Origin of the sequence: Bacillus sp. PAMC28748 (assembly GCF_014250415.1) — a bacterium.
In the GTDB taxonomy this organism is placed as follows: domain Bacteria; phylum Bacillota; class Bacilli; order Bacillales; family Bacillaceae; genus Bacillus; species Bacillus licheniformis.
On the sequence record NZ_CP060192.1, the window covers coordinates 2,607,237 to 2,633,979 of the forward strand.

At 49.2% G+C, this 26,743-nt stretch carries 22 protein-coding genes and 1 pseudogene; 19 read left to right on the plus strand and 4 right to left on the minus strand.

Going from position 1 to position 26,743, the window contains the following annotated elements; genetic code table 11:
- Window positions 1-76: 76 nt before the first annotated feature.
- The 4 genes from H7F26_RS13335 to H7F26_RS13350 all read right to left on the minus strand — a co-directional run bounded on the left by H7F26_RS13335 (window position 77) and on the right by H7F26_RS13350 (window position 2,735).
- Window positions 77-250, minus strand: coding sequence for a type II toxin-antitoxin system SpoIISB family antitoxin (locus H7F26_RS13335; protein WP_003180877.1), 174 nt, complete (start codon window positions 248-250; stop codon window positions 77-79).
- The gene (locus tag H7F26_RS13340) at window positions 250-996 is read right to left on the minus strand and encodes a type II toxin-antitoxin system SpoIISA family toxin (protein WP_003180879.1); all 747 of its coding nucleotides are present in this window, start codon (window positions 994-996) and stop codon (window positions 250-252) included. The genes H7F26_RS13335 and H7F26_RS13340 overlap by 1 nt, the downstream gene beginning before the upstream one ends.
- 110 nt (window positions 997-1,106) lie before the next feature.
- Window positions 1,107-2,105, minus strand: coding sequence for an inorganic phosphate transporter (locus H7F26_RS13345; protein WP_009328723.1), 999 nt, complete (start codon window positions 2,103-2,105; stop codon window positions 1,107-1,109).
- A 12-nt stretch (window positions 2,106-2,117) separates the two neighbouring features.
- Window positions 2,118-2,735, minus strand: a complete 618-nt coding sequence (locus tag H7F26_RS13350) for a DUF47 domain-containing protein (protein WP_003180884.1) — start codon at window positions 2,733-2,735, stop codon at window positions 2,118-2,120.
- A gap of 331 nt (window positions 2,736-3,066) precedes the next feature.
- On the opposite strand from H7F26_RS13350, the gene ggt reads away from it, so the two are divergent.
- The 19 genes and pseudogenes from ggt to H7F26_RS13445 all read left to right on the plus strand — a co-directional run bounded on the left by ggt (window position 3,067) and on the right by H7F26_RS13445 (window position 26,672).
- Window positions 3,067-4,824, plus strand: coding sequence for a gamma-glutamyltransferase (gene ggt, locus H7F26_RS13355; protein WP_003180886.1), 1,758 nt, complete (start codon window positions 3,067-3,069; stop codon window positions 4,822-4,824).
- A 128-nt stretch (window positions 4,825-4,952) separates the two neighbouring features.
- Complete coding sequence (locus tag H7F26_RS13360) at window positions 4,953-5,597, plus strand: YesL family protein (RefSeq protein WP_009328721.1); 645 nt, start codon at window positions 4,953-4,955, stop codon at window positions 5,595-5,597.
- A 13-nt stretch (window positions 5,598-5,610) separates the two neighbouring features.
- Entirely contained in the window at window positions 5,611-7,347 is a 1,737-nt protein-coding gene (locus H7F26_RS13365; protein WP_061565953.1) for a sensor histidine kinase, read from the plus strand.
- Between the two features lie 2 nt (window positions 7,348-7,349).
- Window positions 7,350-8,516, plus strand: a complete 1,167-nt coding sequence (locus tag H7F26_RS13370; protein WP_025808355.1) for a response regulator — start codon at window positions 7,350-7,352, stop codon at window positions 8,514-8,516.
- Between the two features lie 146 nt (window positions 8,517-8,662).
- Window positions 8,663-9,958: an ABC transporter substrate-binding protein gene (locus tag H7F26_RS13375; protein WP_025808357.1), complete on the plus strand. Its 1,296-nt coding sequence runs from the start codon at window positions 8,663-8,665 to the stop codon at window positions 9,956-9,958.
- A gap of 34 nt (window positions 9,959-9,992) precedes the next feature.
- Window positions 9,993-10,910: a carbohydrate ABC transporter permease gene (locus H7F26_RS13380; RefSeq protein ID WP_171003031.1), complete on the plus strand. Its 918-nt coding sequence runs from the start codon at window positions 9,993-9,995 to the stop codon at window positions 10,908-10,910.
- A gap of 87 nt (window positions 10,911-10,997) precedes the next feature.
- The gene (locus H7F26_RS13385; RefSeq protein ID WP_369878920.1) at window positions 10,998-11,807 is read left to right on the plus strand and encodes a carbohydrate ABC transporter permease; all 810 of its coding nucleotides are present in this window, start codon (window positions 10,998-11,000) and stop codon (window positions 11,805-11,807) included.
- Window positions 11,808-11,824: 17 nt separating this feature from the next.
- Window positions 11,825-12,859 (plus strand): glycoside hydrolase family 88/105 protein, encoded by a 1,035-nt coding sequence (locus tag H7F26_RS13390; protein ID WP_021837308.1) that lies wholly within the window; start codon window positions 11,825-11,827, stop codon window positions 12,857-12,859.
- A 2,051-nt stretch (window positions 12,860-14,910) separates the two neighbouring features.
- Window positions 14,911-15,189, plus strand: a complete 279-nt coding sequence (locus H7F26_RS22270; protein ID WP_223307109.1) for a helix-turn-helix transcriptional regulator — start codon at window positions 14,911-14,913, stop codon at window positions 15,187-15,189.
- 13 nt (window positions 15,190-15,202) lie between these two features.
- Entirely contained in the window at window positions 15,203-15,919 is a 717-nt protein-coding gene (locus tag H7F26_RS13400; RefSeq protein ID WP_003180904.1) for a rhamnogalacturonan acetylesterase, read from the plus strand.
- Window positions 15,906-16,598 (plus strand): YesU family protein, encoded by a 693-nt coding sequence (locus tag H7F26_RS13405; protein WP_003180906.1) that lies wholly within the window; start codon window positions 15,906-15,908, stop codon window positions 16,596-16,598. Before H7F26_RS13400 ends, H7F26_RS13405 begins: the two co-directional genes overlap by 14 nt.
- Window positions 16,599-16,612: 14 nt before the next feature.
- Complete coding sequence (locus H7F26_RS13410; protein WP_003180908.1) at window positions 16,613-17,224, plus strand: YesL family protein; 612 nt, start codon at window positions 16,613-16,615, stop codon at window positions 17,222-17,224.
- 308 nt (window positions 17,225-17,532) lie between these two features.
- Window positions 17,533-19,275, plus strand: a pseudogene (locus tag H7F26_RS13415) (rhamnogalacturonan lyase).
- Between the two features lie 20 nt (window positions 19,276-19,295).
- Window positions 19,296-19,766 (plus strand): hypothetical protein, encoded by a 471-nt coding sequence (locus H7F26_RS13420; protein WP_003180913.1) that lies wholly within the window; start codon window positions 19,296-19,298, stop codon window positions 19,764-19,766.
- Window positions 19,767-19,806: 40 nt separating this feature from the next.
- Window positions 19,807-20,925, plus strand: a complete 1,119-nt coding sequence (locus tag H7F26_RS13425; protein ID WP_003180915.1) for a rhamnogalacturonan acetylesterase — start codon at window positions 19,807-19,809, stop codon at window positions 20,923-20,925.
- A gap of 68 nt (window positions 20,926-20,993) precedes the next feature.
- On the plus strand, window positions 20,994-22,880 hold the full coding sequence (locus H7F26_RS13430; RefSeq protein WP_003180917.1) for a rhamnogalacturonan lyase: 1,887 nt from the start codon (window positions 20,994-20,996) through the stop codon (window positions 22,878-22,880).
- A 144-nt stretch (window positions 22,881-23,024) separates the two neighbouring features.
- Window positions 23,025-24,017: an L-glyceraldehyde 3-phosphate reductase gene (gene mgrA, locus H7F26_RS13435; protein ID WP_003180918.1), complete on the plus strand. Its 993-nt coding sequence runs from the start codon at window positions 23,025-23,027 to the stop codon at window positions 24,015-24,017.
- 16 nt (window positions 24,018-24,033) lie between these two features.
- Entirely contained in the window at window positions 24,034-24,678 is a 645-nt protein-coding gene (locus tag H7F26_RS13440; protein ID WP_011197824.1) for a rhamnogalacturonan acetylesterase, read from the plus strand.
- The gene (locus tag H7F26_RS13445) at window positions 24,675-26,672 is read left to right on the plus strand and encodes a beta-galactosidase (protein WP_003180921.1); all 1,998 of its coding nucleotides are present in this window, start codon (window positions 24,675-24,677) and stop codon (window positions 26,670-26,672) included. Before H7F26_RS13440 ends, H7F26_RS13445 begins: the two co-directional genes overlap by 4 nt.
- Window positions 26,673-26,743: the final 71 nt, after the last annotated feature.

Genomic DNA, 26,743 nt, shown 5'->3' on the forward strand with positions numbered 1-26,743 from the left:
GTTTAGTTGATTGGTTTATTGTATGTAAGAAACGGGAAAACGGAATAAGGACGGGAGAATTTTTTTCCCGTCCTCGTTAAGCTTTTTTTCTTTTATACTCGCCGATCAGCCGTTCGTTTTGCCGGAAAATCCGTTCGGTATGGGGGCTGACTTCGTATTTCGCGATATTGGTTTTGGATTGCCTTTTAAACATTTTAAAGGCGAGGCGCTTTTTTACGCTTTCCTGGTCTTGCTGAAAAGCAGGCTCCATCAGTCGTCACCTTCCTCTTCGTTTGGTAGCAGAAGATCATAGATGCTTGTTAAAGAAGTAAACAGGAGATAATCAAATTCTGTGACAAGGTCTTCTGAGGTTAACTTCATGACATAGTCAAAATCGTGGATGGAAAAAGGAATGAGGACCATTTTTCCGTTTTCTTCATAATAAACGTCTTTGCGGTCAAGCTTTTCTTGAACATCGAACCGGTTTTCCATATGCTCAAGCAAATGATCTTTGCTTTCTTCTGAATTATATTCGCAAAGTGCAGCGGATATATTCATTTTTTCGGCAAACCGTTTGATGAGCTTTTCGATGCCTTCTGCATACGCTTCTATATTTCCATAATAGATGTGGATCGGTTCGTTTTTCAATAGGTATTGAAACGTTTTCAGCCTGTTTTGATACGTGTGGAGGAGGTCGTTGTTTTCTTCGAGAAGCATTCTTGTATCTGTCGCGAGTTCAGAGCTGCCGAGCTTTTTAAAGTAGGCATTTAAGAAAATAAAAGCGTCTGTCAACGTGAAAAAAACGGCAACGATCAGGTAATGAAGCGGGTTTGTGAAAATTGACTGCGGATCGTGCGTCCAATATATCACGGCGCCGATGACATAAAGAAGGTACCACGTTTTTCTGATGGCGACCGTTTTTTCGGCGAGCTGTTTTTCAAAACGCCACACGGCAGCTACGTACAGAGCCAGCGCCAAAACAATAAGCCAAACAAGGAATTGATAAAATAGCAGCATAACTTGTTTCCCTCTTCCCGAGAAATAGTGCAGTTCCTATTTCTATTGTTATGCCGGCTTTCTTTTAAACATGAAAACTCCCGTCCTAGATTCGGACGGGAGTGTGCTGATTAAAAGAATAAATCAAGTATGAAATAGGCAAATGCACCGATGGTTGCCGAAATGGGAAGGGTAATGACCCAAGTGATCAGCATCCGCTTTGCGGTGCCCCAGTTTACGCCTTTCACCCGGTGGGAAGCGCCCACGCCTAAAATGGATGAAGAAATGACGTGTGTCGTGCTGACAGGCAAATGGACGATCGTCGCGCCAAAGATGATGAGGGCTCCCGTCAAATCTGCAGAGACACCATTGACGGGACGGATCTTCATGATTTTTCCGCCGACGGTTTTGATGATTTTCCAGCCGCCGACAGATGTTCCGAGTCCCATGGCCATGGCGCATGCAAACTGTACCCAGAACGGGATGTCGGTTGTACTGTGCAAGTTACCCGCGATTAAAGCCATCGTAATGATACCCATCGCTTTCTGTGCATCGTTCGTGCCGTGCGTATAGGACTGAATGGCAGCTGTCGCGATTTGAACGCGCCGAAACCGCTTATTCGTTTTTGCCAGATTGCTGTTCTTAAAAATGACTTTGACGATGCTGTAGATCAAATATCCTAAAACAAACGCCAAAATGGGCGATAATATAAGTGCTTCAATAATTTTAATAAATCCGTGGTATTTAATCGCGGCAAATCCTTCCGATGCGATGACAGCTCCGGCAATCGCTCCGATGATCGCATGGGATGAGCTGCTGGGAATCCCGAAATACCAGGTCACTAGGTTCCATGTAATGCCGGCGATAAGAGCGGCAAGGATCACGACCGATCCGTTTTCAAGCTTGAAAGGGTCGGCGATGTCGCTTGTAATTGTTTTGGCTACGCCTGTGAACGTCATGGCGCCGGCGAAGTTCATGACAGCGGCCATAATAATGGCATGCCTTGGTTTTAACGCTTTTGTCGATACCGAGGTGGCGATCGCATTTGCCGTATCATGAAAGCCGTTGATAAAGTCAAATGCCAAAGCAAAGATGACAATCAATATGGTTAATACAAATAAAAGATCCATTATAATCCCTCGTTACGCATTTTTCATTATGATGGTTTCTAAATTGTTTGCTACACTTTGGCATGAATCTGCGATTTCTTCAAGCGTCTCATAGATTTCTCTGTACTGGATCACTTTAATCGGATCTGTCTCTTTACCGAAAAGATTTTTCAGCGATTTGCGGTGCAGGTTATCGCAGTTATGTTCGTATTCTTTAATTTTAATGGCGTGCGGCTGAATTTCTTTCAGGCGATTTTCCGCCAGCAATTCGATCGTCACCAGAATTTCTTTTGCGCATTCTCTGATATAGCCGCTGAATTTGTCAATATGCTCATCTGAAGATGTGATCGAGAATATTTCCATCATGGCTGAAAAGTGCTCGATGCCGTCGAGTACATCATCGAGGCTGTTTGTAAGCTGAAGGATGTCTTCGCGTTCAATCGGCGTGATAAATGCTTTGTTCAGCTCCTTAATCATCGTATGTACATAGTTATCTCCTTTTGTCTCATACTCTTTTAAGGTATCCGCGAATTCTTTAAGGGTTGTCTGATTCGTCACTTTATAGTTAACAAAATACTCAGCTGTTTCATCTAAATTTTTTGCAATTTCCGTCAAAAGCACGGAAAACTTGTCTTTTTTTCTTTTCAACATTTGTAACCCTCCATTGTTTAAATGAGACAATGCACACATCAAAATATTATATAACTTTTTGTCGAAAAAAAACAGGTGCAGTCGAAAAAAACAATTAATTTTCAAATCGTCATACCTTTTAGATAGGCGCAAGCACCAGCTGGCATCCGGGATTTTAAGATGACAATAGGCGATTTTTCCTTTGATATCATCGTTCCAAAAGAACGGATCTCAGGATCGTTTCGAGAAATTTGGGAGTTTAGGTTCAAAAAAATAGAAAATTGGGAGTTTTTCTTATTTTCAGTCCGCTTTCCTGTTATAGTAGTAATAAACTGGAAAGGAAGGTGATCTGATGAGACGGTTAGCTTTCTTAGTTGTTGCGTTTTGCTTGGCGGTTGGTTGCTTTTTCAGTCCGGTGTCGAAAGCAGAAGGAGTCATGAGCGGGGGAGATGGTGATAAAGTCGCCGTCGGGAAAGACGGTATGGTGGCTACGGCCCATCCGCTTGCATCAAAAATCGGAGCCGAAGTTTTGAAAAAGGGCGGGAATGCCATTGATGCAGCTATTGCGATCCAGTACGCACTGAATGTAACAGAGCCGATGATGTCTGGAATCGGCGGCGGCGGTTTCATGATGGTCTACGACGGCGAGACGAAGGAAACGTCGATCATCAACAGCAGGGAGCGTGCTCCGGAGGGAGCCAAGCCTGACATGTTTTTGGATGGAGACGGAAAGGTGATTCCGTTTTCAGAAAGGTCGAGACACGGAAATGCGGTCGGTGTGCCGGGAACGCTGAAAGGGCTTGAAGCAGCGCATAAGAAGTGGGGAACAAAGAAAATGGAAGACTTGATTTCGCCTTCTATAAAGCTTGCAGAGGAAGGGTTCCCAATCGACTCGGTTTTGGCTGACGCGATAAAGGATCATCAGGACAAGCTGAGCAAAACGGCCGCAAAGGATATTTTCCTTCCGGACGGTGAACCTTTGAAAGAAGGCGATATCCTTGTACAAAAGGATTTGGCCAAAACGTTTAAATTGATACGGAAAGAAGGGTCAAAAGCCTTTTATGATGGGGAAATCGGCCGGGCGATTGCAGATGTCGTGCAGGATTTCGGGGGTTCAATGACACCTGATGACCTGTCCCGCTACGAGGTCACAACAGATAAGCCCATCTGGGGCGAGTACCACGGCTATGATATTGCAAGCATGCCTCCTCCAAGCTCAGGCGGAGTGTTCATGCTGCAGATGCTGAAATTGATTGATGATTTTCATTTATCGCAATACGATCCAAAGTCGTTTGAAAAATATCATCTGCTCGCGGAAACGATGCATCTCTCCTATGCGGACAGGGCTGCATATGCGGGCGATCCGGAATTTGTCGATGTTCCGCTCAGAGGGCTGCTCGATCCCGATTATATTAAGGAGCGGCAAAAGCTGATCAGCCTTGATTCGATGAACCGCGATGTGAAAGAGGGCGATCCGTGGAAATATGAGGAAGGCGAGCCGAATTATGAGATCGTGCCTCAGCCTGAAGATAAAACGATCGGGGAGACGACGCATTTTACCGTCACGGATCAGTGGGGCAATGTTGTCTCTTATACGACAACGATTGAACAGCTTTTTGGAACGGGGATTTTAGTGCCCGGGTACGGACTGTTTTTGAACAATGAACTGACCGATTTTGATGCGGTTCCAGGCGGCGCCAACGAAGTGCAGCCGAATAAAAGGCCGCTTTCAAGCATGACGCCGACGATCGTATTCAAAGATGAAAAACCGGTGCTGACTGTCGGTTCCCCTGGCGGAACGACGATCATTGCTTCCGTTTTCCAGACGATCTTGAATTATTTTGAGTACGGCATGAGCCTTCAGGATGCGATTGAAGAGCCGAGGATCTATACGAACAGCCTGACTTCGTACCGCTATGAATCCGGAATGCCGGAGGATGTCAGACGGAAGCTCAATGACTTCGGCCACAAATTCGGCTCGAATCCGGTTGATATCGGCAATGTCCAAAGCATTTTCATTGACCGGGAGAACAAAACGTTTATGGGGGTTGCCGATTCAAGCAGAAACGGAACGGCGGTTGGGGTCAACATTAAGACATCGGCTAAATAGCGGAGCAAGGCTTGGTCTAAAGTATTTAGATCAAGCCTTCTTCCGTCAGCGGGGAAAAGAGGATTTTTTTCGAAAGAATAGAAATATATTTTTTGAAAGCGTTTACCAATTTATAAAGGAGGGGTACCATGATTCACACGTTGGCAAATGGATTTTACCGCTTTTGCGAGTGGGTGATGCGGCTTGCCTATTTGAATCTGCTGTGGATCGGCTTTACGCTGGCGGGAGCGGTCATCTTCGGTTTAGCGCCGGCGACCGCCGCGATGTTCGCTGTGACTAGACAGTGGACGCTGGGAAAAACGGATGTCCCGGTGTTTCAGACGTTTTTTCGGGCGTTTAAAAAGAAATGGGCCAAATCAAGCGTTCTCGGTTTGATATTGGGTCTGGTCGGCTTATTGCTGTTTGTTGATTTTCAGATTGCGGCCGTCTATTTTCACGATCAGCCAGTGTTTTTAAGCCTGTTCATCAGTTTGTTTATCATTTATGCCATCATCCTCTTATACGCTTTTCCAATTGATGTCCACTACGATTTAAAACGGATTGCAGTGCTGAAATACAGCTTCATCATCGGCTTTTCCCGTCCGCTCACCTCGTTTTTCATGCTGATCAGCGCGTTTGGCATGATTCTGCTCGCTTTATTTCATGTCACATTTCTTCTGTTTTTCAGCGGCAGCGCTTTAAGCTTCATTTTGACGAAGCTTTCGTTTCAGGCATTCCGTGCAATCGACGGGCGCCGGACAGACAAGCAGGCTGCCGCCCCACGCTTGAAATGAAGGTGTTCGTTCGGTGAACCGGTATCAGCATTTAAAAATTAAAGATCAATTGTTTATTTTGATTTCACTGATCATGGCCGTTTCGCTCATCCTGATCTTGAGCGGCATTCAATACGCGTTCCGGGTATATGACCAGCAGATTTACAGGAAGTCGTCACAGGTGCTGATGCTATCATCAAAAAGCATTGAAGATGAATTGAAAAAGATTGAGGATGTGTCATATCAAATCACCACTGACGCAGACATCCAAGCGAACCTCCTGAAAGCCGGCCGCGGCCAGAACAAATACGGACGCTACCGGATAAAAAGCAAAATTTGGGATAAGCTGGCCGAATATACCGGCTCTAAGCGGTACATTAAATCGATTCATTTGTTTGATGCTTCCGGCACCGAGTACTCCGCAGGGGCGAATTTAACCGAAGCATTGCGGGAGCAAAAGAATGCACTGATCGAAAAAGCGTCGCGCCAAAAAGGCAGCAACATGTGGGAGCCCATGCCGGGTGAAACCGGCGAGCTGTTATCCGTCCGGGAAATCCGCTCCTATGAGCGTTTAAACCTTGACCACCTGGGAACAGTGGTGATTGTCGCCGATTTAAAACGGGTGATCGGCGATCTTCCGAAAGACTGGGGGGAAGGCGCGGGCAAGATTGCGATGTCGGACGGGCGGGAGCTGTTTTTTTCTGAAATGCCTTTCAGCCAAACCGATGGCCTCCGATTGTCTTCTCATGCTGAAAACGGATATGACATTGTGGAGGAAAACGGCCAGCGGTTTTTCGTTTCATATGTCAAATCAGCGTATAAGAATTGGACATATTGGAGCCTGATCCCCTTTGACGCTATGTTTTCGAAAATTTCTGCAATGAAGACGATCCTGATTTCCCTTTTTATCCTTTTTTTTCTGATTGCGGTTCTCTTTGGAAGAAAAATGGCCAGGGGCATTACGAGCCCGATTGAGAAGCTGGTGGCGGCCATGAAAAATGTCCAAAACGGCGATTTTAAACTGGCGCCGCTCACTCGCGCTCCTTTAGACCGGCAGGATGAAGTCAGCGTCTTAAACCGCAACTTCTTTACAATGGTTGAACGGATCAATGAACTGATTGCCGAGAACTACAAGAAGCAGCTGATGCTGAAAGAGACGGAATTCAAAGCGCTTCAAGCGCAAATCAACCCCCACTTTTTATACAACACGCTCGAGTCGATCAACTGGCTTGCAAAAACGAACCGGCAGCCGCAAATTTCAAAGATGACGGAATCTCTAGGGTTTTTGCTCAGAAATGCCATCAATGTGAAAACCGACGTGCTGACGATCGAGGAAGAAGCTGAAATCGTGCGCCACTATTTTACGATTCAGCGGTTTCGCTTTGAGGAGAGGCTCGTTTTTGAGCTCGACATTGAGCCGTCTGTGAAAAAATGCCGCGTACCTAAGCTTGTTCTCCAGCCTTTGGCTGAAAACGCGATTACATATTGCCTTGAGCCCTTCATTGAACCTTGCCATATTCAAATCAAAGCATATAAAAAAGGAGAGTTTGTCTATTTAAAGGTTGCCGACAACGGCCCCGGCATGGATGAAGACTTTTTGGAAAAGGCGAGAAAGGAGCTTGTCCGGACAAGAGGGAGAGGAATCGGGCTGCTAAATATCGACGAGCGCATTCAGCTGATGTTTGGCAAAGGGTATGGCTTGACGATTTCAAGCGAAAAGAATAAGGGAACCGAGATGATGATTAAAATACCATTTCAAAGCGGGGTGTGATGATGTATAAAGTGCTGTTGGCGGACGATGAACGGATTATTCTTGACGGCATCTCCAGCATGATCGAGTGGAATTCGTTCGGGACTTCTTTGATCGGGGCCGCACAGAACGGGATTGATGCTTACCGCCTGATTATGGAAAAGCGGCCGGACATTGTGATCAGCGATATTAAAATGCCTGGGATGGGAGGACTCGAACTGATCGAAAAAGTGTCCCGCGACCACCCGTCAATCCGGTTTATTTTGCTGACGGGCTTCGGCCAGTTTGAATATGCTAAAAAAGCGATGTCATACGGAGTCAGGCATTATTTGCTCAAACCCTGCAATGAGAGCCATATTACAGATTCGCTTCAAAGCGTGATCGGCGAGCTGAAAAAAGAGGAATCGGCGCAAAAAGTGAAAACCGATCTGGAGATGATGAAGCCGCATCTTATGAAGCAGATGTTAAAAGAGCTGATCACCGGAGGCGGCATCGAGGATGAAGCGTGCCTGCGCCTTTTTTCAGAGCAAAAGGCCATCAGGCTGATCCTGTTTTCCGTCCGGGACGGGGAGGATAAAGAATATGCACAAGGCGTTGAATCCATTGCGGATGAGGTGCTGAACGGTGCTGTCATCGCCTCGGCCCGGGTTCAGCAATTGCTTGTCTGTGCAGTAGACGGAACATTGGCTCCTGCCGTGCTTGAGGAAAAAATGAAAAGCGTCCAAGAGCTTTCACGCCGCCTGCTCCGATTTGAACCAGAAGCATCACTCAGCGAAAGCGGCAATATCAGCGAAGCCTCCGCGATGTACGAAAAGGCATATAGAAAGATCGTCCAAGATGAAGGGGAGACATCGGTTTTAATCGGAAGGATGCTTGATCTCATCGAAAAGGAGGCCTCAAATCCGAAGCTTTCGCTAAAGTGGGCAGCCCGCAACATGCTGTATATGAATCCGGATTATCTCGGCAAGCTGTTTAAACAGGAAACCGGTGAGAAGTTTTCAAGCTATGTCGCAAAGGTGCGCATCGAAAAAGCGATCGCGAAGATGAAGAAGTCTAAAAACACGGCCATCGGCACGCTGGCAGAGGAACTGGGGTTTGGCCACAATCCAAAATACTTCAGCCTTGTCTTTAAAAAATACACGGGACTCACCCCGTCAGAATTTCGAAAAAAAGAAGACAACACGTTTTAATGCCGCCGGGTTTATCCGGCGGTTTTTTGCGCATTGACGGAATCTCTGTTTTTTTAACATTCTTCTCTGTTTTTTGAGTTTCTGGGACAGAAAGCTGAATTTAAAATGAAATGTAAGCACTTACAAATTGGGGAGGGGGAATGTTGATGAGAAGATTTGTGTTTGTCTCTTTGTGCATTTTGCTGACGCTCGGCCTGTTCGGATGCAGTTCAAACACTGAAGAGGCGGCCGGTGCGGACGGCAAAAAGAAGGTTACCTTAAGGGTCGCATGGTGGGGCGGACAGCCTCGGCATGATTATACATCAAAAATCATTGAGCTATATGAAAAGGAACATCCGCATGTCAAAATCGAAGCGGAGTTTGCGAATTGGGACGATTATTGGAAAAAGCTTGCCCCGATGTCCGCGGCAGGGCAGCTGCCCGATGTGATTCAAATGGATATGGCGTATTTATCCCAATACGGCAAGAAAGGCCAGCTTGAAGATCTGACTCCGTATGTCAAAGACGGGGCGATCAACACCGAATCGATTGATGAAAAGACGATCAAAGGCGGAAAAATCGGTGATCAGCTATACGGCTTCCCGCTCGGTGTGAATGTACTGTCGGTGATTACCAATGACGACTTGCTAAAAGAAGCGGGCGTCGAGATTGACGATGGCAGCTGGACGTGGACCGATTTTGAAAACCTGGCGCTAGAGGTCGAAGAGAAGACGGGACAATACGGTTCAAACGGCATGCATCCGCCCGATGTCTTTTTCCCGTACTACCTCAGGACAAAGGGCGAGCGCTTCTATAAAGAGGACGGCACAGGCCTTGCTTATTCAGACGACAAGCTGTTTGTCGATTACTTCAAGCGGCAGGTGAAGCTCGTCGATGAAAAAGCTTCGCCGACGCCTGATGAAAGCGCGCAGGTGAAGGGGATGGAAGACGATTTTATCGTCAAAGGCCGAACCGCTGCAACATGGAATTATTCAAATCAGTTTGCGGCGTTCGCGCAGCTTACCGATGCGCCCCTGTCATTAAAGCTGCCTCCTGAACAGGCGAAGGAAAAGGCGCTGTTTTTAAGGCCGAGCATGCTGTTTTCAATTCCGAAAAGCTCCGAACAGAAAAAAGAAGCGGCTGCATTTATCGACTTCTTTATTAACAATGAAAAAGCCAATGCCCTGATCAAAGGAGAAAGAGGCGTACCGGTCTCCTCCAAAATAGCGGAAACAGTGAAGTCAGAACTGAGCGAAGAGGAGAAAAAGATTTTCGAATATGTCGAAAGGGCTACAGCGTACGCGGGAGAAGCGGAACCGCCTGAGCCAATCGGCAGCGCCGAAGTCATCAAGCTGCTAAAAGACACGTCAGACCAAATTTTGTTTAAAAAGATCACGCCTGAAGAAGGAGCCGCGAAGTTCAGAAAAGAAGCGGACGCCATACTGAAAAGAAATCAACAATGATAAGCGGGGCAAGTGGAGGAAGGCCGCTCATCAAATCCAGGAGGAAGTGAACGTGAAGCGAAAAAAAAGAATTGACAATTTGGCGGGTTATGCCTTTATTTCCCCGTTTATTATCGGATTTTTGTGCTTTACCGTCATTCCGATGGGAGCCTCGCTGTTTCTGTCTTTTACAAGCTACGATCTGTTCACCCCGCCCAAATGGGTCGGCTTTGACAACTATAAGGCGATGCTGACCGATGATGAAAAATACTGGGGTTCGCTGAAAGTTACGTTTTATTACGTGCTCGCCGGTGTGCCGCTGCGCCTCGCGTTTGCGCTTTTCATCGCGGTGATTTTGAACAGAGCCGAAAAGGGTGTGGGCATTTACCGGACGCTCTTTTATCTCCCGTCCATCATCGGCGGCAGCGTGGCGGTTGCGATTATGTGGCGCAATGTATTTGGCAATGACGGTGTCATCAATGGGCTTTTGTTCTTCCTTGGTTTTGACAAGAAGATTTTTTGGTATCAGGACCCGACAAGCGCATTGTGGACCTTGATTCTTTTGTCTGTGTGGCAGTTCGGCTCTTCCATGCTGATCTTTCTTGCCGGATTGAAAAATATTCCGCCGATGTATCAGGAAGCGGCAAGCGTTGATGGTGCAAACAGGTTTCAGCGGTTTTTTCTCATTACGCTCCCGCTTCTCAGCCCGATCATCTTTTTTAATTTGGTGATGCAGACCATTTCAGCCTTCATGACCTTTACGCCGGCCTACATTATTTCAAAAGGGGAAGGCGGTCCGCTTGACGGGACGCTTCTGTATTCCCTCTATTTGTTCCAGCGGGCGTTCAACTTTTTCCAAATGGGCTACGCTTCGGCTATGGCATGGGTGATGCTGATCCTGATCGGCCTTGTCACATTCATATTGTTCAAAACTTCATCCTTATGGGTGCATTACGAATCGAAGGAGGGGTAGCTGGTGGAGCCGGTAAAAGATATTTCGGGGCGGGCCGCGCCTGCCCCGCTTCCTGCGGGAAATAGAAAGAAAAGAGCCGGGCAACTCGTGTTTCATATCACGACGGCCGGTCTTGCGATCATCCTTTTGTATCCCGTTATCTGGCTGATCGCAAGCTCGTTTAAAGAAAGTGCGAGCATATTCGCCACATCCCACTCGCTCATTCCGGACCCCTTGATCCTGTCCAATTATACGGAGGGCTGGAAAGGGATCGCCGGACAGCCGTTCATCACATTCATTAAAAATTCGCTTATCATTGTCGGCCTTTCGACGGCCGGCGCGGTCTTGTCCTCGGCGTTCATCGCTTACGGATTCGCGCGGATTCCGTTTAAAGGGAAGGCGTTTTGGTTTAGCTGCATGATGGTGACGATGATGCTGCCGCACGAGGTGCTGATGATTCCGCAGTACATCATTTTTGCAAAGCTGGATTGGCTGAATTCATTCAAGCCGATCGTTGTTCCCCAATTTTTCGGGCACGCGTTTTTTATCTTTCTGATGATTCAGTTCATCAGGACGATCCCGGTAGAACTCGATGAAGCGGCAAAGATTGACGGCTGCAGCCGTCTCGGCATCTTTTTCAGAATTATTTTGCCATTGATCGCACCGGCGCTCGCGACGTCCGCCATCTTCTCGTTTTACTGGAAGTGGGAGGAACTGATCAATCCGCTTCTTTACTTGAACAAGCCGGAGCTTTACCCGGTTTCTCTGGCATTAAAGCTGTTTTTAGATACGGAAACGGCGTCTAACTGGGGGGCGATGTTTGCGATGTCAGTCGTCTCACTCGTCCCGGTGATCCTCGTGTTTTTCGTTTTTCAAAAATCGATCGTCCAAGGAATCAGCATGAGCGGATTAAAATAAAAAGGAGAGAAGAGTGCATGACAAAGCTTGTTTTTGATGAAGAAAAACTCAATCAAGTGATCGACAGAATCGTTAAGCGGACATTTGAGATGGATTTCGAATGGGATTGGCCGGGCGGCGTCGCGTTTTACGGCGTGGCTGAGGCGTATGAAGCAACCGAAAATGAAGAATACCTCGAGCTTTTGAAAAACTGGACGGATGAAAAGCTTGAAGACGGATTGCCTAAGCTGTCGATCAACGGAGTATCCATCGGCCATACCCTCATATCGCTCTACCAGGCGACAGGAGATGACCGTTATCTGGACGCCGCCCGGCAAATGGCGGACTATGTGCTCCACGAAGCGCCTCGGTTCGCAGACGGGGTTTTGCAGCACACCGTCAACTCAGAGAAACATGTATTCCCTGAACAGGCATGGGTCGATACGATGATGATGGCGGGCTTGTTCCTTCTCCGAATCGGAAAGCTTGTCGGCAGCGAGGAATATTTTGAAGACGGGCTGCGCCAGTATCACGGCCATGAAGAATTTTTGCAGGATATGGAGACCAATCTTTATTATCACGCATGGGACCATGTGGCCAAAAACAACCTGTCAGGCATATTTTGGGGAAGGGGAAACGGATGGGCAGCTTTAACGATGGCAAAAGCGCTCCCTTTAATCGATGTTACGCATCCGTCTTATATGATCATTGACGGTTCGCTCCGGGACTTGCTGAGCGCGCTTGTCAGGCTTCAGCATCCCTCAGGTTTATGGCACACCGTACTGACGGACCCGGATTCATACCTTGAAGTGTCAGGCTCTGCCGGGATTGCATCCGGTTTGCTGTCAAGAGGCTCGCTATACCACAAATCCGTTCAGAAGGCGCTCTCAGCCATTACGGATGCGGTCGCGCCTGACGGAAGGGTGGAGCGCGTTTCTGCGGGTACAGCAGTGATGCGGGATGCGCAGGGTTACAAAGACGTTCCGTATAAACGGATTCAAGGCTGGGGACAGGGGCTTGCCCTGACCTTTTTGGCAGATGTCGTCCGCTCCAAGTCGCGCGCGTTCCAATAGAAATTGAAAAAAGAAACATTCTTTTCATTGCAGTGGGGGGAAAAGGGATGAAAAAGCTGCATCAAAGATATGTTTCACGGCGTAAAGGGAGGTTTTTTAAAAAAAGCTTTGTGATGATCCTGCTGATTGCGTGTATTCCCGGCTTATTGACGGGTGCAGGAGTCTATTTGTTTTCGGCTGCGAAAATTGAAAAAGAGCTCCAACATCTGCACGAGAACCAGGTGAAACGCCAAATCAGCCAAATCGATGACAAGCTGGAAGGGCTTGAGATCATGCTCTCCCAGCTTGCATATGATCCGCGCCTGATGAACGGTCTGGCCGATGCCGATCTGCAAACGGATTTTCAAACGACGTACAAGCTCTCAAAATCGCTGTTTTTGCTTCAGGATCAAAATCCGCTCATTCACAAGGTTGAACTGTTCATTCAAGGGAAGGAGCCGATTCTCTTAAATCCAGAATACAGCGGACTGACCGACCGGAAAATCTTGAAGGCTTATCATTCGCTGCTTGAAGGCGGTCAAAACGTCTATTGGAAAGACATGAGCGGCGCTTCATCCGGAATGGCCCTTGTCCATAAAATTCCGGGAGGCATCTCAGAACCGTTCGGCGCGCTGATTTTGACGCTTGACGAAAGAGAATTGGGCCGGTTGCTTGAGAGCCTTTCGCCGTATTCAAAGGGAACAGCGCTCCTTTTTCATCATAATCAGAAGCCTGTTTCTTGGAGCAATCGCGGCAAAACCAACTTTGAAAGCGCCTTAAAAGAAAGGCTTGAGAAACAAAAAAATCCACAGGGCTCCTTTGTTATGGATTGGAGCGGAGGTGCGTATTCCGTTTCATACGGACGAATGGACAGATTGAACCAGGAATGGACCTATGTTTCGGCTTCACCGATGTCGGCCATTACGGCTCCGGTGCTGTTTTTATCGAAGCTCATCGCGTCGGTCAGCATCGCCGGGATCGTTCTTGCCTTCATTCTGGCATGGTATGCGTCACACAAAATTTATTCACCTGTCGCAAGGCTGATCAAGCTCTGCTCCGGAGAGGGAAAGGCGGCCTATTTTCCGGATGAATTTCATTGGCTCGAGAAGCGCTGGGAAGACCTATCTGAGGAAAGCGGCAGACTGAAAAAGGAACTGCCCCATGCTGCAAACGTTTTTTTTCAGCGCCTTCTGAGCGGATACTTTGCAGATGAATCAGAGAGGAATTTGAGAGATCGTCTGAAAAGGTGGGGCTGGGAAGCAAAAGACAATGTGTTTACCATCATCGATGTCCAGCTGACGGGACTCTACGAAGGAAACGGATCTTTTACAAAAAAGGATGAAAGTCTGGCGGGCTTTCTGTTGGGAAACATTACGCGCGAACTGGCTGGAAGGACATTCAACCATATTTATATGACAGATGTCCGTTCGCTATCGCTTGCGGTGCTGCTGGCGAGCGGCCGGAATACAGCCTTCAAGGAAGAAATCGCCCAATTTGTGCGTGAGCTGACAGATGTGATCTACAGCATATCCAAACTGCACGTCACAGTGACGGTATCAAAAACCGCTGACAAGTTAAAAGACATTCCCGGCATTTATGAAGAGGTGAAAGAAGGCAGGCATTACAGACAGTTCGAAAACGCCAGCCAGGTGATCGATTTAAGCCGGCGGGAAGACATGCCTCCCGCTGAATCATACTATCCGTTCGCTCTTGAAAAAGAGGTAGTCAGGGCGTTGCGGCTTGAAGAAAGGGATGAAGTCGAAAGAAGGATCAGGCTGTTTATCCGGGAGCTGTCCGAAAAAGGAAAAACGGAAATCCGCATCCAGCCGGGCATGATGCAGCTGTTCGCAAAGATCCAAGAAGAGATCTTTCATTCCGGCCTTCACCCCTATGAATTGTTCAGCCGAAAAAACCTGCTTCAGGAGCTTTCGGAGCTGAGGGAGCCGGAAAGGGCTGTCGGCTGGATGATGGAGCGTTGCATAAGCCCTTATCTTAAAGAGATGGAAGGAAGGAAAAACAGACAGCAAAAACGGCTTGTCGAACAGGTGCTTGAGATGATTCATCAGGATTATATGAACGATATCTCGCTTGAAAGCTGCGCTGATCGGGCCGGGACGAATTCGTATACCCTGAGCAAAGCTTTCAAACAAGTAACCGGCATCAATTTTATCGACTATGTTACCCGGCTCAGAATCGAAAAAGCGAAAGAGCTGCTTCTTGAGACGAATAAAAAAATCCATGACGTTTCTGAAGAGGTCGGCTACAGACACAGCTATTTCAACCGGATTTTCAAGAAGCAGGTCGGCATTCCGCCGAGCCGCTACAGGCAGATTCATCAGGAATCTTCGTGAAAGGGAGAGTGCTATGAAACGAACAGACAAAAAACCGAAAGTGACAGTATATTTGGCCGGGGACTCGACCGTCGCAGACTGTCCCCCGCATGAAGCGCCGATGGCCGGCTGGGGGCAGATGCTTCCGCTGTTTTTCTCAGATGAGGCTGCGGTCGTGAATATGGCAAAAGGCGGGGCCAGTTCGAACAGCTTCATTGATGAAGGCCGGCTCGATGACATTACGGAGCGGCTTGCGCCTGGTGATTATGTGTTGATCCAGTTCGGCCACAACGATCAAAAACCGTACGGAACAGACCCTTATACAACCTATCAGGAGCATCTTGTCCGCTATGTGGAAGCGGTTCGCGAAAAACAAGCGACACCGGTTTTGATCACTTCCGCAGAGCGCAGACGTTTTGATCAAAACGGAAAGCCCGCCGACACACTCGGGGATTTTCCGAAAGCGATGAAGGCGCTCGCTGACAGCTTCGACGTTCCGCTGATCGATTTATGGTCCAAAACAAAAGCGCTCTATGAATCTCTCGGAATCGAAGGTTCAAAACGGCTGTTTGTCCACTTTCAGCCTCATGAGCACCCTCATTATCCAAATGGAATCGAAGACAATACCCATTTTTCCGAAGCAGGGGCCCGTCAAGTCGCCAGGCTGGTGACAGAAGGAATCAGAGAGCTTGGTCTGCCTCTATCGGCTTATCTGCTTTGTGAAAGGAGCGATTTCCGTGCCGGAGTGTAATGGAAGAGAAGGAAGCCTGATTTATCAAAACCCTTTATCTTCTCCTGAAGATCTCCGCGGCTGGGTGATGGAAGGGAAAGGAATCGTTCGTTTTCAGAACGGCCGCCTGCATATGGAGAACGAACTTGACGCTGAGCAATATGGGGACGATGCTCATTTTGTTTACTGGTGCCCTGAGACATTCCCTGATGGAATTGTTGTGAAGTGGGATTTCTACCCTGTGCGGGAGCCTGGCTTATGCATGATATTTTTTGCCGCCGCCGGCATGAATGGCGAAGATTTATTTGACGGGCGGCTGGCGGAGAGGACGGGGAAATATCCGCAATATCATTCCGGGGACATCAACACATTGCACCTGTCGTATTTCAGACATAAGCATGCTGATGAAAGAGCATTCCGAACATGCAACCTCAGGAAAAGCCGCGGCTTTCACCTCGTCTGTGAAGGAGCCGATCCGCTTCCGCCCGCTGCAGACGCTTTGCCTCCCTACCGGATGAAGCTCATAAAGGACGGGGCATACGTTCGTTTTTCAATCAACGAGCTGCCCATTTTGGAATGGACGGATGACGGCAGGCGTTTCGGCCCTGTTTACGGCGCAGGAAAGATCGGCTTCAGACAAATGGCTCCGCTGGAAGCAGCCTACGCCAACTTTGAAGTGCGCAGGCTGCTGCGCGGCTGAAAGGAGGAGCGGACATGCGGGATAAAGGCGTAATGGCGATGATGTACGGCGCGTGTGAAGCGATCATGAAAATCGCCTGGCTGAACGGGATCTGGGTTTTATTCACGCTGGGAGGAGGCATTGTTTTCGGCTGGGCGCCGAGCACGGCTGCGATGTTCACGGTCGTGCGCAAGTGGCTGCTCGGCCGGACGGACGCACCGCTGTTCAAAACGTTTTATCAAACGTATAAAAAAGAGTTTTTCAAAGCAAACGGACTTGGGCTCATCCTCATTACCGCCGGAACAATTTTATTCGTAAACTATCAATTTTTCCGCGTCCGTGCGGATTTATTTTCGATCATGATCAGCTATGCCACACTGGTGGCCGGGCTCATCTATCTCGTGGTTTTCATTTATATTTTTCCGCTTTACGTTCATGTTCAGCTGCCGTTTGTCCGCTATTTTTCACAGGCTGCGCTGATCGGTCTCGTTCGCCCTTTGACGACGGCCGGAATGGCTGCTGCTGGTTGCTTGGTCGTGTATGTGCTGTTGACGGTTCCGGGTCTGATCCCATTTTATGGTGTCAGTTTGTTTGCTCTTGTATCGATGTTTATCGCACATCGCTGTTTTTTGCGTCTGGAAGGCTAGCTGAACTGTGCAAAAATGAGAAAATCGGGCAAAAAAATATCAATTGGAAAGGCTGAACCGCTTAAGACCGGACTTGAACACATCTTTTCCCTTCGGCAAAAAAGTGCAATTGAATAAAAATGGAAGCCGTAATAGAATCCCTTTTGAGTAAGCGCTTACAAAAATGGTGAAGGGAGAAGATGATGAAAAAAGGAAAGAAAAGGTGGAAGAACCTGTTGGCCGCGTCATCTCTTTTATTAATCACGCTAGTGACCGGCTTCTCGGAGCAAGCTGAGGCAGACGGGCGGACGGCTGCGCAGGCAAGGCAAATGGAATCGCTTAACAGGGGGCTTGTCGCTGTTAAAACGGGGAACGGTGTCTTTGTCAGCTGGCGGCTTCTGGGAACCGAGCCGTCTTCTGTTTCATTTAATGTGTATCGAAACGGAAAGAAGCTGAACGGTTCTCCGATTACATCGAGCACAAACTATCAGGATGCAGGCGGGGATTTGAACGCCGTTTACCAGGTGCGCGCCGTTTTGAACGGCAGGGAGCAGGCTCCTTCTGAATCCGTCGGCGTATGGAATAAACAATATAAATCTGTTCCGCTGCAAAAACCGGCCGGAGGAAAAACGCCTGATGGGGTGTCATACACATACAGCGCCAATGATGCGAGCGTAGGCGACCTTGATGGAGACGGCCAATATGAAATCATTCTCAAGTGGGATCCTTCCAATTCAAAGGATAATTCACAGGACGGATACACGGGAGATGTGCTGATTGACGCATACAAGCTTGACGGCACCATGATGTGGAGAATCAACCTTGGCAAAAATATTCGCGCCGGCGCCCATTATACGCAGTTTCTCGTCTATGACTTTGACGGCGATGGAAAAGCGGAAATCGCCATGAAGACGGCAGACGGGACGAAGGACGGCAAAGGGAAGGTGATCGGCAATGCAAACGCCGATTACCGCAATGCCCAAGGCCGAATTTTGTCAGGGCCTGAGTATTTGACGGTTTTTAAAGGCGATACAGGCGCTGAGCTTACAACGGTCAACTACGAACCTGCCCGGGGAAATGTAGCCGATTGGGGAGACAGCTACGGCAACAGGGTTGACCGCTTTCTGGCCGGTGTCGCATACCTTGACGGGGAGCGGCCGAGTTTTGTCATGGCACGCGGTTATTACACGAGAACAGTGCTAGTCGCTTACAACTTCAGAGGCGGAAAGCTGACCAAGCTGTGGACGTTCGATTCGGATGCTCCCGGAAATGGCGCCTATGCCGGTCAAGGCAACCACAGTTTGAGCGTCGCCGACGTTGACGGAGATGGAAAGGACGAGATCATATACGGAGCGATGGCTGTCGATCATGACGGAAAAGGCCTCTACTCAACCGGCTGGGGACATGGGGATGCCATGCATACAGGGAACCTGGACCCGTCAAGGCCTGGACTGGAAGTCTTCCAAGTCCATGAAAACAGCAATTCTCCTTATGGCTTGTCCTTCCGCGATGCGAAAACAGGAAAGATCATCTGGGGAGTTCACGCAGGTAAAGATGTCGGACGCGGAATGGCCGCTGATATCGATCCGCGCTACGAAGGAGCGGAAGTATGGGCGAACGGCAGTCTTTATACGGCAAAAGGCGTAAAAATCGGAAACACATTGCCTTCATCAACGAACTTCGGCATCTGGTGGGACGGCGATCTCCAAAGATAGCTTCTGGACAGCAACAGAATTGATAAATGGGATTATCAAAATTCGCGAACCGTCAACTTGCTGACAGCGTCCGGAGCTTCGGCAAATAACGGAACAAAAGCGACGCCGTCCCTGCAGGCGGACATTCTCGGAGACTGGCGCGAAGAAGTGGTCTGGCGAGCGGAGGACAGCAGCGAACTGCGCATCTACACGACGACAGACGTGACGGAGCACCGCATGTATACGCTGATGCATGATGCAGTCTATCGCCTCGGTATCGCCTGGCAGAATGTCGGCTACAACCAGCCTCCGCACACCGGCTTTTATTTAGGCGAAGGCATGCAGACACCGGAGAAGCCGAACATTTATACACGCTGATGATAAAGGGGAGCTGCATAATGAAGCGATATGTTCGCTGCTTATGGGTCATCCCCCTCCTTTTCTTTTTCATCATGGGAATGGGGGGACCTGCGCAGCCGAAAGCCGCTGCCGCGCATCACAGTCAGGATCTTTTTCTGTTCGATTTTGGAAAAGGTCCCGCTGAGAAGGATTATGTGAAAGTGAACGAGTCCTCCGTGTATCAAAATGGTGCTGGCTACGGATTTTCTCAGGCAGGAAGCGCTGTGTGCAAAAAGACGCAAAAAAAAGAAGCGCTCAAAAAAGACTATTGTATCGTGAACCGGACGGCTTTTCTGGCAGATCTCTCCCCCGGCAAATACCGCGTGACCGTTTTTGCATCATCCAGCGGTGAATTGAAGCTTTATGCCGAAGGAGAAAAAATGGGGACGATCCCGGCCGGAGCAAAGGGAAGCTCAGCCGAAAAAGCGTTCACCGTTTCGGTGGAAGACGGGCGCCTCGATCTGGAGTGAAGGGGCCTCAGCCAAAGGTGTATGCCATCGAAATTTCGAGGTGTATCAGTTCGATTTCGGTGACGGGCCTCTTGCTTCGGGTTTTATTCCGGTAGGCGCTGCTTCGGCCTATACCCCTCTAAAAGGCTACGGATTTGACGACGCGGCAAAGGTGTCCTGCACGGACCGAGGTACGGCCGACCCGCTTCGTTCAGACTTCTGCATTCCGGATGGGACGGCGTTTACTGTCGATTTGCCTGACGGTCAATATCAAGTCCAAATCATAACCGGAGATGCGCGGGCAAAGACGAACATGGACGTACGGGCAAACGGCATGCTCCAGCTGTATTCGTTTGGAGCGGAAGCGGGCGGATACAACGAAAAAACGTTTCCGATTCATATTTCCGGCGGCCGTCTTTCGATCCAAGCCTTAACGGCGAGAACAATGCCGCGCCTTAATGCGTTGGTCATTACGAAGACGGCTTATCATGTGACGGATGACAACACGACGGTCTTTCTGGCGGGCGATTCCACGGTCTCCGATTATGAGCCCGGCTATGCGCCGATGGCAGGCTGGGGGCAATTTTTAGGCGGCTATTTCTCGGATGAAATCGTCATCGACAACCAGGCGAAACGCGCGAGAAGCGCGAAAAGTTTTGTGGATGAACGGTCGCTGGCTACGATTTTGAACCGGATGAAACGGGGCGACTATTTGTTGATTCAGTTCGGCATCAATGACGCAGGGCAAGATCCTGCCCGCCATACAGATCCGTATACGACATTTCAGGAATACTTGAGAACATATATTAACAAAGCCCGCGAAAAAGGAGGACGTCATGTGCTCGTCACTTCTCAAAGCAAACGTACCTATGATGAAAAGGGCGTTTTCTACAACAGCATCGGAGAATATCCGAACGCAATGAGACAGCTGGGACGGGAAATGAACGTTCCGGTGATCGATTTAAACAAAAAAAGCATTGAATATTACAACGAGATCGGCGTTGAAGCGACTAAAAACGTATTTATGTTTCTGGAACCGGGAGAAAGCCCGAATTATCCGGAAGGCATCCAGGACAGGGTGCATTTTCACGAGTTCGGCGCCAACCAATTGGCAAGGCTCGTCACAGGAGAAATCTCCGATTTGAATATATATCCGCTGAAACACTCGCTCAAGAAATAAGGTGTCGGGAGATCCGGTCTCCGGCTCTCCCGTTCGCCATTCCAAACCGCAAAGGGGGAGAGAGGACTATGGGAGAAAAGGACAGACATGCAGCAGCTGATCGCGTTCGTCCGGTGAAAACGGCGGCAAAACCGAAGCAAATGGAACACTTAAACCGCGGCCTTGTGGCGGTAAAAACAAAAAAGGGGGTTTTTCTCAGCTGGCGGCTCTTAGGAACCGATCCGGAAGAAACCGCTTTTAATCTATACCGCAACGGACAAAGAATCAATTCAACACCCATTTCATCATCGACCAACTTTCTTGATAAACACGGAAACGGAAAATCGCTTTATTATGTGTCCAAGGTTCTCGGAGATAAGGAAGTCGAGACGTCGCCCAAAACAGCTGTCTGGCAGAAGCCTTACTTGGAAGTTCCGTTAAACAAGCCTGACGGCGGGACAACTCCTGACGGCGCACCGTATACGTACAGTGCAAATGACGCGAGCATCGGAGATCTCGACGGCGATGGAGAATACGAAATTGTGCTCAAATGGGACCCGTCAAATTCGAAAGATAACGCGCACAACGGCTATACCGGAGAAGTCATCATCGATGCCTATAAGCTTGACGGGACATTCATGTGGAGGGTTCATCTCGGGAAGAACATCCGCGCGGGCGCCCATTATACCCAATTGATGGTCTATGATCTTGACGGCGACGGGAAAGCGGAAATTGCTATGAAGACGGCTGACGGAACAGTTGACGGAACCGGCCGGGTGATCGGCGATCAGGCTGCCGATTACAGAAATGAAGATGGGCGAATTCTGGCCGGCCCTGAATATTTGTCGATTTTTCACGGGGAAACGGGAAGGGAATTGGCAACCGTGGATTACGATCCGCCGCGCGGAAGGCTTGAGGACTGGGGAGATGGATACGGCAACCGCATGGATCGGTTTTTGGCAGGCATCGCCTATTTGGACGGCGAAAGGCCGAGCCTTGTCATGGCCCGCGGCTATTACACAAGAACGGTGCTAGTCGCTTACAACTTCCGAGACGGCAAGCTGACCAAGCTGTGGACGTTTGACAGCGACAAGCCCGGAAATGAAGGCTATGCCGGGCAGGGAAACCATAGTCTGAGCGTCGCTGATGTCGACGGTGACGGGAAAGATGAGATCATCTACGGCGCGATGGCCGTTGATCATGACGGAACAGGGCTTTATACGACAGGGCTTGGACACGGTGATGCCATGCACGTGAGCGATCTTGACCCGGACCGGCCGGGGCTGGAAGTCTTTCAGGTGCATGAAGATCCGCGCCTTCCGTACGGCCTCTCATTTCGCGATGCGGGTACAGGGGAAATTCTCTGGGGAGTGCCGGCCGATACAGATGTTGGGCGGGGAATAGCCGCGCATATCGATCCCCGCTATAAAGGAGCGCTTGTCTGGGCGATCGATCCACCGGGCAATGAAGGAAAATCGTACGGCCTCTATACGAGTAAGGGAGAAAAGCTCAGCGATGCCGCTCCGGCTTCGGCCAATTTTGCGATTTGGTGGGACGGCGATCTTCTCCGCGAGCTGCTTGACCACGATTGGAAAGAACCCGCAGGCATCCCCAAAATTGATAAATGGGACTATCACAGCGGCAGGCTGGTCAATCTGCTCACCGCTGACGGAACGCTGTCTAACAATTGGACGAAAGGGACGCCAGTGCTTCAGGCCAATTTGTTCGGCGATTGGCGCGAAGATGTCGTGTTCCGCACAGTCCGAAGCGATGCTCTGCGAATTTACACAACGACCGAGCCGACTGAACACCGTTTCTATACGTTCATGCACGATCCCGTCTACCGCCTGGGGGTAGCCTGGCAAAATGTCGCTTACAATCAGCCGCCTCATCCCGGGTTTTATGTGGGAACCGGAATGGACAAGCCGCCCCGGCCGAATATTTATACCGTTCCTTGTAAGAGAAATGAAGAATGAAAGAGAACGGCGGTTCAGCATGCGCTGGGCCCGGGGCACCGGCAGAAATATTCAACTTACAAAAAAGTATGATTGTAATCTTACAGCCTGTTCCATAAAATGATTGGTAAGCATTTTCATTACAAAATGAAAAGGGGGATCCATATGGGGTATCAGGCGAGTGATGTACGCTATGAAAATATGAAATACAACCTCTGCGGGCATTCAGGATTAAAACTGCCTGCTTTGTCTTTAGGGCTTTGGCACAATTTCGGAGAAGCGGCTTCCTTGCAAAATGCCAAAGCGCTGTTAAGAAAAGCATTTGACCTGGGTATCACCCACTTTGACTTGGCGAATAATTACGGTCCGCCGCCCGGTTCTGCCGAAGAAACATTCGGAAAAGCGCTGAAAACCGATTTTGCCGGCTACCGCGATGAAATGGTCATCAGCACGAAAGCCGGCTATACGATGTGGCCCGGACCATACGGCGATTGGGGATCAAAAAAGTATCTCGTGGCGAGCCTTGATCAAAGTTTAAAACGAATGGGCATCGATTATGTCGATATATTTTATTCACACCGCCCTGACCCCCATACACCGCTGGAAGAGACGATGGGAGCGCTCGCCCACATCGTCAGGCAAGGAAAAGCTTTATATGTCGGTTTGTCGAACTACAGTGCTGAACAGACCGAAAAGGCGGCTGATATTTTGCAAGAATACGGGATTCCGCTCCTCATCCATCAGCCCAAATATTCAATGTTCCACAGAGAACCGGAAAAAGGCCTGCTGCAAGTGCTGCAGAAAAAAGGAGCCGGGGCGATCGCGTTTACACCTCTTGCCCAAGGGCTTTTAACAACGAAATATTTGACAGGGATTCCCGCCGGGTCAAGAGCCGCTGATGCGAACAGTCCGTTTTTGCAGGCCGAGGGCATCACAGAAGACGTGCTCGGCAAGGTCCGCAAGTTGAATCAAGTGGCTGCCGAACGCGGCCAGTCTCTTCCGCAAATGGCGATAGCCTGGCTATTAAAAGACCCGCGCGTCACCTCGGTGCTGATCGGCGCGAGCAAAACCGAACAGATCGAAGAAAATGCCGCGGCGCTTAAGTCCGCTCGATTCTCAGCTGAAGAACTCGACACAATTGATAAAATTCTTTCATAAATAAGGAGTGGTCGTGATGACAATCAGCATCTATTTGGCCGGCGATTCGACCGTGCAGCATTATAAGGCTGATTCGCCTCAGGGAGGCTGGGGCGAATTTCTCCAGTCTTATTTATCCGGAAATGTACAGGTGATCAACCGGGCAATCGGGGGCCGGAGTTCAAAAACGTTCGTTGAAGAAGGAAGACTTGCATCTATTTTGGATGTGATCAAACAGGATGATTGGCTGTTCGTTCAGATGGGGCACAATGATGCGTCGAAAGACAAACCAGAACGCTATACAGAGCCGTATACGACGTATAAACAATACTTGAAAATGTACGTTGACGGCGCGCGTCAAAAAGGGGCATCGCCGCTTCTCATCACACCTGTCGCAAGGCTCCATTACAAAGACGGCGTCTTTTTAAACGATTTCCCGGACTACTGCATTGCGATGAAGCAGGTCGCAAGCGAAGAAAACGTCCGCTTGATCGATTTAATGGACAAAAGCCTTCAGCATTTTGCGGAAAAAGGATACAGCGAAGTATTTAAATATTTTATGATCTCGGAAAATGTCAACGACTATACACATTTTACGAAAAAAGGGGCCCGGGAAATGGCGAAGCTCGTCTCGGAGGGCATTCGAGAGCTTGGGCTGCCGTTTGTCAAAGAGACGGTATGAAGATGAACGGAAAGCTGTACCATGGCGCTTGCTTTTATCCCGAATTGTGGGATGAGGATGTGCTGGATGAAGATATCAGGATGATGGAGCGAATCGGGATCAATGTTGTCAGAATCGGGGAGTTTGCCTGGTCAAGGATGGAGCCTGAAAAAGGAAGGATCGATGTCGGATTTTTTGCAGACGTCATCCGAAAGCTCCGCGACAACAAAATTGAAACGGTCATGTGCACGCCGACTGCGACGCCGCCGATCTGGCTGACCCACGGGCACCCGGAAAGAATGCATGTGAATGAAAAAGGGGAGACGATGGGACACGGTTCGAGGCAGCATGCCTGCACAAACCATCCCTATTTCAGAGAGCGGGCCCGGCTGATCATCAAACATATCGCCAAAGAGATCGGAGAACTGCCGGGATTGATCGGATGGCAGCTTGACAATGAATTCAAATGCCATGTCGCAGAATGCATATGTGAAACGTGCCGCACATTATGGCACAAATGGCTGGAAGACCGCTATCAGACGATTGACCGTCTGAATGAGGCATGGGGTACGGGCGTATGGAGCGAAACGTATCAGTGCTTCGAGCAAGTCCCGCAGCCCGGACCGACCCCGTTTTTGCATAATTCTTCTTTAAGGACAATGTATCAGCTGTTTTCGATGGACAAGATTTCTGAATTTGCGCGTGAACAGGCTGAGGTGATCAGAGCATACTCCGATGCCCCGATCACCCATAATAGCAGCGTCATGTTCGGCGTTGATCATGAAGACCTTTTCAAGAGCCTTGATTTTGCCTCGTTTGATACGTACGCCAGCCAGGAAAACAGTCAAGCCTTTTTGTTTAATTGTGATTTATGGAGAAACATCAAAAAAGGACGGCCGTTTTGGATTATGGAGACGAGCCCTTCCTACAGCGCTTCGCTTGAAAGCTATGCGGTGCCTCATCAAAACGGCTATTTGAAAGCTGAAGCGGTTTCTTCTTATGCTCTTGGCGGAGCCGCGTTCTGCTATTGGCTGTGGCGCCAGCAGAGAGCCGGGTCTGAACAGCCGCACGGATCAGTGCTCAGCGCATGGGGGGAGCCTGATGTGGGATATGAAAATGTGCTCGAAGCCGAGCGGGCAAGAAGAGAGGTTGAACACATCATGCTGGCTACGGCTCCTTTGCAGGCTGAAACAGCTGTCGTCTATTCGGACCGTGCGAAGGTGTTTTTGAAAACGGAGCCTCATCGGGGTCTTCATTACAGAACGCTGATCACCGAGTTTTATGACCGATTATTAAAGATGGGCATTCACAGGGATGTCATTCTTGAAGGGAGCCCGCTGGACGGCTACAAACTGCTGTTTACGCCGTTTATTCATTATCTTCCCCCTGCTTTTATCAAAAAAGCCGAAGCATTTGCACAAAGCGGCGGCATTTGGATTGCGGGTCCGCTGACGGGCGGAAGAACAGAGCACCATACGATTCACACTGATTGCGGATTGGGGCCTTTAGAAAAATGTTCTGGTGTTAAAACGCTGTTTACATTCCCGATGGATGAGCGGAACTCAAGCGGAACGGCGTTTGGCGCAAAGGCGCCGCTGAGCTTGTGGAGCGCTGTTTTTGAAGCCGGCGGCACCAAGGCTGTCGGGATGATTGAGAAAGGCCCGGCGTCAGGCAAAGCGTTCATCACGGAACACAAATGCGGAAAAGGCAAAATCGTCATGCTCGGGTCGATGCCGGCAGGCGAAGCGGGGGACATCATGATGAAAAAGCTGATCAGCCATTATGCCGAAGAAGCGGGCGTTGAGCAGAAAACCGATGTCACTCCCGGAACAGTCGTCGCGCCCCGGAAAGGAGCAGACGGTCTTGTCTGGGTCGTGATCAATATGGACGGCAAAGGAGGCGCAGTGACACTTGACGGCAACGGAACCGATCTTTTATCCGGCAGGCCCGTAACCGGACGCGTAACACTCGGCCCGCACGACTACCGCGTGATTTTGTTATCAGAGAATAAATGAATCGCCGCAGGCTCTTGCCCGCGGCTTTTTTGGTTTGTTTTGCAAAAAACGATGATTCCTGCAAAAAGGAG